The organism is Pseudoalteromonas sp. S1610 (assembly GCF_005887465.1).
Taxonomy (GTDB): Bacteria; Pseudomonadota; Gammaproteobacteria; order Enterobacterales; family Alteromonadaceae; genus Pseudoalteromonas; species Pseudoalteromonas undina.
This window is the reverse complement of the sequence record NZ_PNDI01000156.1, coordinates 1-260: the sequence shown is the minus strand read 5'-3', so window position 1 is coordinate 260 and position 260 is coordinate 1. Positions and strand designations below refer to the sequence as shown.

Here is a 260-nt window from a genome sequence, read left to right as displayed (position 1 = left end):
AAGTATTGCCAGCCTGACCTTACTGGAGCTATTAAATGTATGGCGACACATAATAGCTGAGCGTTCTTGTGGTTATACGCACATGGATGTACGGGTTGCAGACAGCTTTGGAAAAATAAGCTTTAATAACGTGCCTCTTGAGCTTGAGCATTTAGGGCACATAGCTGAAAACTATATTATTAGCTTTGCGCTAATAAAAGACCTTGAGCAACAAAGTAATGCCACAGTGATGTTTGATACTGAGTATCAGCAAATACATC

At 40.0% G+C, this 260-nt stretch carries 1 pseudogene; it reads left to right on the top strand.

What is annotated here, in order from left to right:
• Window positions 1-260, top strand: a pseudogene (locus tag CWB77_RS18195) (monooxygenase); the annotation flags it as partial.